Annotated in this window: 5 protein-coding genes; 3 read left to right on the top strand and 2 right to left on the bottom strand. The window is 70.1% G+C overall.

Annotated features, from left to right (window positions below):
* From AC08OJ_RS18215 to AC08OJ_RS18205, 3 genes are all read left to right on the top strand, one after another.
* A partial coding sequence (locus AC08OJ_RS18215) for an SDR family oxidoreductase (protein ID WP_476596363.1) occupies positions 1 to 836 on the top strand: 836 nt, incomplete at its 5' end.
* 112 nt (positions 837 to 948) lie between these two features.
* On the top strand, positions 949 to 1662 hold the full coding sequence (locus AC08OJ_RS18210) for an MBL fold metallo-hydrolase (protein WP_476596361.1): 714 nt from the start codon (positions 949 to 951) through the stop codon (positions 1660 to 1662).
* Between the two features lie 80 nt (positions 1663 to 1742).
* A complete protein-coding gene (locus tag AC08OJ_RS18205; RefSeq protein ID WP_476594477.1) occupies positions 1743 to 2957 on the top strand; it encodes a nitrilase-related carbon-nitrogen hydrolase in 1215 nt (404 codons plus the stop codon).
* 3 nt (positions 2958 to 2960) lie between these two features.
* On the opposite strand, the gene AC08OJ_RS18200 is transcribed toward AC08OJ_RS18205, so the two are convergent.
* Positions 2961 to 3665, bottom strand: a complete 705-nt coding sequence (locus AC08OJ_RS18200; protein WP_476596360.1) for a hypothetical protein — start codon at positions 3663 to 3665, stop codon at positions 2961 to 2963.
* A 635-nt stretch (positions 3666 to 4300) separates the two neighbouring features.
* Positions 4301 to 5239: a proteasome assembly chaperone family protein gene (locus tag AC08OJ_RS18195; RefSeq protein WP_476594475.1), complete on the bottom strand. Its 939-nt coding sequence runs from the start codon at positions 5237 to 5239 to the stop codon at positions 4301 to 4303.
* Positions 5240 to 5441: the final 202 nt, after the last annotated feature.

Genomic DNA, 5441 nt, shown 5'->3' with positions numbered 1-5441 from the left:
GGCGGGCGGCATGCCTCATCGAAAAACTGCGACCGGAGCGGGGCGACAGGAGCGGGATGGATCTTCAGTTGGCGGGCAAGGTAGTGCTGGTGACCGGCGGCTCGAACGGACTGGGAGCCGCCCTGGTGCGGACGCTGGCCGCCGAGGGGGCGCGGGTGGCCTTCTGCGGGCGCGACGAGACACGGCTGCGGAAGGTTGCCGAGCAGGCGCAGGCTGGCGGTGGCGAGGTTCTCGCCGTACCCGCCGATGTGATCAGCACCACCGACCTTGAACGTTTCGTCGCCACCGCCGTCGACCGGTGGAACGCCGTGGACGCCCTGGTGAACAACGCCGGCGCCAGCGCGGCCGGTACGTTCGAGAAGCAGGCCGACGAGGTCTGGAACGCCGATTTGGAGCTGAAGCTGCACGCGGCGATCCGGGCCTCCCGGCTGGTGTTGCCGTACCTGCGGCGCGCGGGCGGTGGCGGCATCGTGAACTCACTGTCCGTGGCGGCCAGAGCCCCTGGCGCCGGCTCCACCCCGACCTCCGTCACTCGGGCCGCGGGCCTCGCGCTCACCAAGGCCCTGTCCAAGGAGCTTGGCCCGGACCGGATCCGGGTCAACGCGGTGCTGATCGGCCTGGTGGAGAGCGGGCAGTGGGATCGGGCGGCGGCCCGGGAGAACATCACGGGCGACGAGCTGTACGAACGGATGGGGCGGACCTCCGGAATCCCGCTCGGTCGGGTGGGCCGGGCCCAGGAGTTCGCCGATCTGGTCGCGTTCCTGCTCTCCGCGCGGGTCGCCTACATCACGGGTGCGGCGATCAACCTCGACGGCGGCCTCAGCCCGGTCGCCTGACGGCAGATGGCCGGCCGATCAACCGGCGCGCCGGGTCTGCCGTCAGGCCGCCGCAGGTAGCCCTGGTGAGCAACCCGCCTCGCCGCGGGCCGGACCTTCGTAGGCTGGCGGGGTGACCGATCGCCTGTACTTCCGTCAGCTGTTGTCCGGCCGTGACTTCGCCGTCGGCGATCCGGTCGGTACCCAGATGGTCAACTTCGTCTACCTCGTGGGCGACCGCGAGACCGGCGAGGCCCTGATCGTCGATCCCGCCTACAAGGTCGACGACCTGCTCAACCTGCTGGCCGCCGACGGTATGCGGCTCACCGGCGCGCTCATCACCCATTACCACGCTGATCACATCGGCGGAAACGCGTTCGGCATGGAGATCGAGGGTGTCCGCCAGTTGCTCGGCCGGCAGAACGTCCCGATCCACGTCAACCGGGCCGAGGCGGAGTGGGTACGGCGGGCGACCGAGGTCTCCGCGTCCGATCTGGTCGAGCATGATGACGACGACGTGGTGATGGTCGGGGAGATCCTCGTGCGGCTGCTGCACACCCCCGGCCACACCCCCGGCAGCCAGTGTTTCCTCGTCGACGACCGGCTCGTTGCCGGGGACACCCTGTTCCTCGAGGGCTGCGGCCGGATGGACCTGCCCGGCGGCGACGCGGGACTGATGTACGACAGCCTGCGTCGGTTGGCCGCGTTGCCGGACACCACCACCGTCTTCCCCGGCCACCAGTATTCTCCGCAGGCGTCGGAGGACCTCGCGGTGGTCAGGCGGATGAACCACGTCTTCCGGCCGACGAGCGCCCAGCAGTGGAAGGCGATGCTGGGCCTGTCCTGAGTCCCGCGGTCGACCGGGTCGCCGCCGGGAAGACCCTCGTGTTCGCGGAACCGCATGGTCGACAAGGCGAGGAGCCCCGTATGGCAGCCCCGGTCCGTGCCGCAGCCCTGCAACTCGGCTGTCCCGACGAGGAGAACGCGGCGGACCGGGTGCGCAGGGTGCTGGGGGAGATCCGGCGGACCCAGGCGGACCTGGTCGTCCTCCCCGAACTATGGGTCACCGGCTATTTTCACTTCGATCGGTACGAGGCGGAGGCGGAGGCGTTGACCGGGCCGACGGTCACCGCCCTGCGGGAGGCCGCCCGGGAACGCGGATGCCACCTGGTGGCCGGCAGCATCGTGGAACGGTCCGCCGACGGACGGCTTTTCAACACGACCGTGTTGATCGGTCCGGACGGGATGATCCGGCATGCGTACCGCAAGGTGCACCTGTTCGGCTACGGCTCCGCGGAGGCCCGGTTGCTGACGCCGGGTGCCACGGTCGGAACCGTCCCCACCGAACTCGGCGTCGTCGGGCTGGCAACCTGTTACGACCTCCGGTTTCCCGAGCTGTTCCGACTGCTGGCCGAGGGCGGTGCCGAGATCGTGGTGGTGGTGTCGGCCTGGCCGTTGGCCAGGCTGGACCACTGGCGCATGCTCACCCGCGCCCGGGCCATCGAGAACCAGGTGTACCTCGTCGCCTGCAACGCCGCGGGCCGCCAGGCGGGCCGGGAGATGGCCGGGGCGAGCGTCGTCGTCGATCCGTGGGGAGAGGTGCTCGCCGAGGCCGGCCCGCGGCCCACCACGGTGCGCGCGGAGCTGGACCCGGCCCGACCGGCCGCCGTTCGTGCCGAGTTCCCGGTGCTCACGCATCGCCGGCTAGGGCCCGACCAGCAGAACCGGCTCGACCCCGCGTATCCGCTCGACCTGGCCGGGCGTGGCGAGGCCTTTCTCGACTTCTGGCGGGAGCGGCACCTGTGCAGCCTGACCACCGTCCGGCCGGAGGGCAGCCCGCACGTGGTCGCCGTCGGCGCGACGCTCGATCCGGCGGCGGGCATCGCCCGGGTGATCACATCGGCCCGATCCCGCAAGGCCCGCCTGATCGCGGCGGGGCCGGCCCAGGGCACCCCCGTCGGGCTCTGCCAGATCGACGGTCGACGCTGGTCGACGCTGGAGGGACTGGCCGTGCTCCGGGATGATCCGGTGAGTGTGGCCGACGCCGAGTTCCGCTATGCGCAGCGTTACCGCACGCCGCGGGCCAATCCCCGGCGTGTCGTCGTAGAGGTGCGGATCACCCGCGTGCTCGGCAGCGTCTGACCCTCAGGGGCCGAGGGGAACCGCCACGGTGGCCGGGAGTACCGGATCCCCGCTCCCCGTGGGGGCCGTGGCGGCCGTGGCGGTGGCCAGTGCCGCGGGATGGGCGCCGGCGGGCCCGGCTGCGTGGGTATGGGGAGCCGCACCGGCTCGGGGCATCGCTCGTCGGCCCCGGGGAGTCTTTCCCCAAGGCCTCGCGATGGACAGCACTGTCGCCGTGATGAACAGGACGTTCATCACACTGGCACCGAGGACGATCGCGACGGTCGGAGCCGTGTAGGCGACCCCCCCCCCGTCCGTCGCCTGTCCGGCCCGCACGATCAACGGGCGCATCACGGAGCCGCCGAGTATCACGGCAACGACGGTGATGACGAGTTTCGTCGCCACCCACCAGTGCCGCAGCAGTCCCCATCTCGTTTTCACCGAGATCACCACCCCGGTGACCAGGGTGAGCAGAGCGAGCGGGATATCGAGGACCCGGTCGACGACGTGCATGAGCTCATATGCGGAGTGCCGAAGACCGGCGTCGGCCGCCGCGGTCGAAGCCAGGACAAGCTGTGCGAACGCCACGCCATTCCAGCCGACACCCACCAGCACATGCATTGCCAACAGGGCGGTGCGTATCGGTTTACGCAGGTGGAGGCCCCGCTCGCGCAGGGTGGGTCCGGTCCGACCGGGTCCGGTCGCCGATGCGCCGGCCGTCGAGGCCACGGCGGGTACGGGATTCCCGGAATCGGCTGTCTCCGCAGGATCGGCCGTTAGTGCCGGACCGCGCGGTGATGCCGGGTCTGCCGGTGCCGCCGGACCGGCAGGCGTCGCGCTGGCGGCTGGGTCGGTGCCGGCTGCTGGGTCCGTGCTGTCCGCGGTCTCGAGTGGCGTCGCGGTCTCGAGTGGCGTCGAACCGGCCGCGGTGGGCACCGCCCCGGCGGGGGATGCGGTCATGCGGACGTCTCGGGCAGATTCATCGTCCGATTCTCTCCGTCACTGGATCATCAAGTGAGACGATTTTCAGGCGTCCTGGGATGGCTCTCCGAGCAGCGGATCAAAATAGTACAGCCAATCGGTTGGCCCGGTCTGACACAGGTGACCAGAAGCTACTTTCACAATTTAAATGCAACCGAGCTCGGGCTGTGTACGGATCATGGTATGGAAAGATTGATCATCAGTGGTGCGGGCTTCCGGTGCCGCCACCTTCACGCCCGGTCGGTCGACGGCGCGACCCGTGCGTAACCCACGCGCATGGGACCGGTCCGCTCCACAGCGGCCCGCGGAGGGCGGGCTGCGGCAGGTGACCCCGACGGGGAGCGGGCCGGTCAGGCTGGTGGGATCCGAATCCCTGACCCGGGTCAGGGATTCGGGGTGGGACCGTCCGGTTCGGTCTGCTCAGCGAGGAAACGCTCCAAGGCCTCGCCGAGTTCGTCGGCGGTCGGCAGCGGCTGGACGTCGTCCGTGGTCGGCAGGCTCGGCCCGCGCCGTCCGCGCTGGTAGGCGTCGTACTGCTCTTCCAGGGCGCTGACCAGCGCGGAGGCCTCGCCGCCCTTGGCGATCTGGCTGTCGACCTCGTCCTGGATGGCAACCGCGGCGGAGCGCAGCCCGTCCAGCGGGAGCAGGAGCCCGGTCGCCTTCGACACCGAGGTCAGCAGGACCTCGGTGGCCGCCGGATAGGTCGTCTGCGCCAGGTAGTGCGGGACGTGGACGGCGAAACCCATCGCATCCCGGCCTTCCCGCCCGAGCTCGAATTCCAGCAGGTGGCCGGCGCTGCCAGGGACTTGTAGCCGGCGCAGCCAGGGCTCGTGCCCCACGATGAGGTCCTTACGGGTCGCGTGCGCGCTCACCACCGACGGGCGGGTGTGCGGCACCGCCATCGGAATCGCGTTCAGCCCGACCGTTAGACGGATGCCGAGCCGGGCCACGAGGCCTCGCAGCGCCACCGTGAACCGCTTCCACTGCAGGTCTGGCTCGGGCCCGGCCAACAGCAGGAACGGAGTGCCCGCCTCGTCCCGCAACAGGTACAGCGCGAGGACGGGATCTTCGTAACTCTCCCAGTGATCTTCGGAGAAGACCATGGTCGGCCGGCGGGACCGGTAGTCGAGCAACTGGTCGATGTCGAAGGTGGCGAGCAGCCGATGGTCGAGCGCGGTCATCAGGTGCTCGCCGGCCAGGCTGACCGCGCCGCCAGCGTCGACCACCCCGGTCATCGCCTCCAGCATGACGGGACGGCCGAGATCGATCGAACCGCCGGCCAGGTCCTCGACGAGATCGTAAAGTGCATCGGGATCAAGCACGGGTTGAGGTCCTCCTCACGCCACGGGTCGCGTCCGTCGTCAGGAAGAAGCGTGGCGCGCGCCTCCTCATTCCACCGGCTTATTCCACGGGCCTGTCGCGGCCCGGGGATGCCAGCGAGCCTCGTCACACAGGCGATGCGACAATTTTACCGGTAAGGAGCGATTCGCCGGTGGGTGGTGACGGGCTGTTAGCGTAACCCCG

It is taken from the genome of Frankia sp. CgKIO3 (genome assembly GCF_977946435.1).
Note: the sequence above shows the minus strand (reverse complement) of the source record. Positions and strands in the feature narration are given on the sequence as shown.

Excerpts from the sequence above, each read along its gene's own strand:
- AC08OJ_RS18205 (WP_476594477.1), top strand. The coding sequence starts at position 1,743 with ATGGCAGCCCCGGTCCGTGCCGCAGCCCTGCAACTCGGCTGTCCCGAC.